This window comes from Candidatus Egerieousia sp. (assembly GCF_056211015.1).
This window is the reverse complement of sequence record NZ_JBAELF010000019.1, coordinates 1-4,490: the sequence shown is the minus strand read 5'-3', so window position 1 is coordinate 4,490 and position 4,490 is coordinate 1. Positions and strand designations below refer to the sequence as shown.

Annotated in this window: 6 protein-coding genes; 4 read left to right on the top strand and 2 right to left on the bottom strand. The window is 48.0% G+C overall.

All coding sequences use genetic code 11. The annotated features are described in order from the left end of the window. Both AC06L3_RS01330 and istA read right to left on the bottom strand, forming a co-directional pair. A partial coding sequence (locus AC06L3_RS01330; protein WP_475668826.1) for an ATP-binding protein occupies nucleotides 1–495 on the bottom strand: 495 nt, incomplete at its 3' end. Beyond that, the gene (gene istA, locus AC06L3_RS01325) at nucleotides 473–2,038 is read right to left on the bottom strand and encodes an IS21 family transposase (protein WP_475668825.1); all 1,566 of its coding nucleotides are present in this window, start codon (nucleotides 2,036–2,038) and stop codon (nucleotides 473–475) included. The genes AC06L3_RS01330 and istA, both read right to left, overlap by 23 nt. Nucleotides 2,039–2,325: 287 nt before the next feature. Between istA and AC06L3_RS01320 the strand changes: the two genes are divergently transcribed. The 4 genes from AC06L3_RS01320 to AC06L3_RS01305 all read left to right on the top strand — a co-directional run. Then, the gene (locus AC06L3_RS01320; protein ID WP_475668824.1) at nucleotides 2,326–2,676 is read left to right on the top strand and encodes a helix-turn-helix domain-containing protein; all 351 of its coding nucleotides are present in this window, start codon (nucleotides 2,326–2,328) and stop codon (nucleotides 2,674–2,676) included. Nucleotides 2,677–2,695: 19 nt separating this feature from the next. After that, on the top strand, nucleotides 2,696–3,013 hold the full coding sequence (locus AC06L3_RS01315) for a hypothetical protein (protein WP_475668823.1): 318 nt from the start codon (nucleotides 2,696–2,698) through the stop codon (nucleotides 3,011–3,013). After that, a complete protein-coding gene (locus AC06L3_RS01310) occupies nucleotides 2,994–3,215 on the top strand; it encodes a hypothetical protein (RefSeq protein ID WP_475668822.1) in 222 nt (73 codons plus the stop codon). Before AC06L3_RS01315 ends, AC06L3_RS01310 begins: the two co-directional genes overlap by 20 nt. Nucleotides 3,216–3,242: 27 nt before the next feature. Next, the coding region (locus AC06L3_RS01305; RefSeq protein WP_475668821.1) for a peptide MFS transporter at nucleotides 3,243–4,490 on the top strand (1,248 nt) is incomplete at its 3' end.

Below are 4,490 nucleotides of genomic sequence, written 5' to 3'. Positions count from 1 at the left end.
AGTCTTGTTCGACTTGGCCTCCCGTATCTGTGTTAGCAGGTGCGGAACAGTTGTGAAGTACACGCTGAAGCCCTCCATGCAGGCTTTTATGCCAAGGCCTATGGCAATATGGGTCTTGCCGGTCCCGGGATTTCCATACATGACGATATTACGCCCCTCGCGTATGAAGTCGAGGGTCTCGAACTCTGGGAGAAGATTCCGGCCATCGGCCGGAAGATCTTCTCTGACAAGCTCCTGAAGGTACTTCAACTGGGCGAAGTTGGCCTTCTTTATTCGCATATACTTCCTGTTCTCGATGCGCTGCTCAACCTCTCTTTGCAAGAGAACGCGCAAGAACTTGCGGTAGTCCCATTGCTGGGCGGCAGCATCGGACACAACATCATCCAGGCTGTCCTTGACAGTCGGAAGCTTGAGCTCCTTTATATATTTATTAATGAGCTCGTTATCAGGTGAGTAGTGGTCCATTTTCGTTTCATTCTGGCAATTTGGTCCCATTTTCCATTGCATTTTCAAGCTGACTGAGGATGTCCTCAGAGCCTGTTTCTATTTCGATGAACTCATCGGTCTTCTGGTCTTCCCTGAAGGGTTCATCCTTTGCTGCAAGTGTCTGTAACGCCACTTTGAAGTGGTCCGCTGTGAAGGTCTTTACGCCATTCCACCGGATTTTGTCAGCAGCTTGTACGACATCATCATAAGAGATGTTGTTATCACGTACGTACTTCACAAGTTGCAGGAACTCCTTGCCGTTTTCTTTGAAGTATCTATGGTAGATAACTTGCATACTCATTGGCATTTGATGGAAGGCTTCCGAGTAGTATATGGCCTGTGTTTTCTTCATCAAGGTGTTGATATAGTGGTTGATATCCACGATCCATTGATTCGAACCATAGTTTCTGATGTGCTGTGCAACAGGCTTGTGATTCTTATCCAGTATGACTATCTTCTCACTGTACATTCTGACGGTAACCATTTTGCCGGCCATTTCTTCTGGGACTGAGTAATGATTGGTCTTGATACAGATGGTAGCCTGTTTGTCAGCTGTGTAGTCGGCAAGTTCGTAGCAGCCAATCTCTCCAGGATACGCATTGAGATAACACATATCAGCAAGAACCTTGTCTTCCTTATCTGCAGTTGATGCACTGGCGACTTCCTGATTGAGTTGATCGCATACGCTTGAGAGCCAGGCCTGGGCCGCATCTATTGAGTCGAAGTCAACACATGACGTGAAGGCTCGTCCGCGAACATAGTCCACGCTGCGCTCCACGTTGCCTTTTTCCCAACCGGCACGGGCATTACAGAAGCGCCATTGGAACTTATAATATGTACTCAAACGTTGTAGGGCTGTGGTAGGCTTCTTGGTCTTCTCGTCGAAGATTACGGCAACACGCATATTGTCGTAGACCATCGTGTGCGGTACGCCGTTTATGGATTTGAAGAAGTTCCTGTGGGATTCCATGAAAGCCAATGTGTCTTGGCGGTGGAACAGGTATGCCTCTCTGTACTTGCTGTAGGGCATACAGAATACGGCCATCATCAGGCTTACTTTCTCGCCCTTTATGAACAGCTTCACCTCGCCCCAGTCAAACTCACACTCCTCGCCCGGCTCTCTATGGATGCGCAAATACACGTCCTTTGATTTGGGGGCTTTGGCCTCTTTCTTCCGTCTGACGTACTTGCACACGCTTGAGTAACTGACGCTTAACCCTTTCTTCTGAAGCTCATGGTGGATGTCTGTACACTTAAGGCATTGCTTGCGCATACCGTTGTTGCGACGACGTTCGTTCTCCTTAAGCCATTTGTCAATTTCCGCCGAGACGGCGTCCTTGACCACCTTGGCTTTGTAGGCTCTGGATTTGTACTTCGGCCTGTCGGCAAGGAATTCATCTATCCCAGTCTCGGGATTCTCCTTGATTGCGGCTTCGAAGGCGTTGATGAGACGTGTGACCGTCTTGCGGTCCGCTCCAGTCTTGCGGGAGATTTCCCGCAGACTGAGTTCTTCTACCCTGTAGAAGTGGAGGATTTGTTGTCTAATGTCCATAGAGATCATTGTTTTAAGATTTGTTCTCCGCAAATCTAAAAGCCTTCTCTCTCTGGTCCCTTTTTCAGATATTTTCTTGGTGGAATTTTGCGTTACTATTTACACCAACCTGCATTTCATAAAGTTCGTTAGCAAAAGAACCTCTAATTGTTGCCATATTCAATAAAAGTTTGTAGATTTCAAATGCAAAACTATTAAATAATATAGACACTTGCAAATAATTTTGTCGAAAACTTGCATATATTTTTGTCTTGACACTCAAATAGATTGATAAATACTTGACTATTATGAATTTAGAGAAAATCCGCAGGCTTGCAGAAAAATACTCCGGAGGTATCAGGAAACTTGCCGCTGATATTGATATGAGCGAAGCGAACCTGCACCGTTGCATCAACAACAACAAAATACAGGCAGGGGACTTGGAGAAAATCGCATCACTCCTGGGAGTAAGCATTCTGACATTCTTCGATGAAGAGCCGTCTCAGAACAATGCGATTGCATCGGGCAGGAACTCCATAGCAGCCGTGAACAGTGCCGTCAATGGCAACAAGGCATTGGAGGAAAAGGTAACCCTGCTTGAACGCATCCTTGATGAGAAGGAGAGGACTATACGGATTCTGATGGACAGGAAATGTTAATCAAAATTTGGTAAACTCAATGAACGCTCTGCAAGAATTTTTGAAGTGCAACAGGTTAAGACAGGTTGACCTCGTGAAATATCTCGATGTCAGCAGGCCGTATATGTCGCAGCTTGTGAACGGATCAGCACGCCTTTCCCCGGATAAGTTCAACAAACTTGTCGAGAATAAGAACGGTTGGGACACTTCGATGTTGACTCTGGAAGAGCCTGTCAGGACGGAGCCGGAAGTTATTCTGCTGCGCGAGAAGGTAAAATATCTGGAGCAGATGCTTGACGAGAAAGAAAGACTGATAAAAGTGTTAATGGAACGTGAAAATGGAACGGAAAGAAAATAGATGCAGCACTCTTCTGACGGTTGCGATAGTTGCAGCTCTGGTGCTCGGATACCTGTTCGCTCTGAACGGAAGATATGTGCTTGTGCGTGATTCAGCAGTAGTCCTTGACAAATGGTCACGGACGTATTATAAGCCTGGGGATAATAGCAAATTCGTCCCTCTTATGTCCCACGACAATAGAAATGACAATTTAACCAACTGATTTATAAACAAATAAAAGGTAATCAATATGTTCAAAGGTCATCCAAAAGGACTGCTGGCAGCTGCGCTCAGCAATATGGGCGAGCGTTTCGGCTACTACATCATGAACGCCGTGCTGGTCTTGTTCCTCTGCTCGAAGTTCGGAATTCCTGACAGCACCAGCGCGCTGATCTATTCATTCTTCTACTGCGGCATCTATGTGCTCGCCCTCGTGGGCGGCCTTATCGCCGACAAGACCAGAAACTACAAAGGCACCATCCAAACCGGTCTTATCGTAATGGCTCTCGGCTATGCAGCTCTCGCCGTCCCTATCACCGCAACAACGAACAATGCCTCCTGGCTTCTCCCGTTCACCTGCGTGGCTCTGTTCCTGATCGCATTCGGTAACGGTCTGTTCAAGGGCAACCTTCAGGCAATGGTGGGCCAGCTCTACGACAACTTCGAGGCAGAAGCCGCAAAGAAAGGTCCTGAGGCTCTCAAGGAAGCTCAGGGAAAGCGCGACTCAGGCTTCCAGATCTTCTATGTATTCATCAACATCGGAGGTCTTGTCGCTCCGTTCGTAGCCCCGCTGCTCCGCGGATGGTGGCTCAAGGCAAACGGATTCCTCTACAACGCGGCACTTCCTTCACTCTGCCATCAGTATATCGACAACGGAGGCAACCTTGCAGCTGACCAGATGCAGAACCTGGCAGAGCTCGCAAACCAGGCTTCAATCAATGGAGGCGCTGTTGTTGACATGGCTTTCTGCCAGAACTACCTTGAAGTGTTCAACGCAGGCGTCCACTACTCTTTCATCGCTTCAGTGGCAGCAATGATTATTTCTCTCATCATATTCCTCTGCACCAAGAAAGGTCTCCCTGAACCGGCAAAGAAGGTCGCCAAGGAAGTTGCAGGCTACACTCAGGAAGAGAAACTTGCAATGGCAAAGGAAATCAAGCAGCGTATGGCAGCCCTGTTCGCAGTGCTTGGCATCTGCATCTTCTTCTGGCTCTCGTTCCACCAGAACGGCCAGTCACTCTCACTGTTCGCACGTGACTTCGTGAAGACTGACGCCATCGCCCCGGAAATCTGGCAGGCCGTCAATCCGTTCTTCGTGATTGTCCTCACTCCTGTCATAATGGCGATATTCGCAGCTCTCAGCCGCAAGGGCAAGGAGGTGTCAACGCCTCGAAAGATTGCCATCGGTATGGGAATCACCGGAATTGCTTACCTGTTCCTCATGCTTTATTCAATGAGCGCAGGATATCCTTCAGGCACAGACTTCCGTGCAATGGCA

Bases quoted from the DNA above. Each gene is read 5' to 3' on its own strand.
- istA (WP_475668825.1), bottom strand. From the start codon at position 2,038: ATGGACATTAGACAACAAATCCTCCACTTCTACAGGGTAGAAGAACTC.
- AC06L3_RS01320 (WP_475668824.1), top strand. From the start codon at position 2,326: ATGAATTTAGAGAAAATCCGCAGGCTTGCAGAAAAATACTCCGGAGGT.
- AC06L3_RS01315 (WP_475668823.1), top strand. From the start codon at position 2,696: ATGAACGCTCTGCAAGAATTTTTGAAGTGCAACAGGTTAAGACAGGTT.
- AC06L3_RS01310 (WP_475668822.1), top strand. From the start codon at position 2,994: ATGGAACGGAAAGAAAATAGATGCAGCACTCTTCTGACGGTTGCGATA.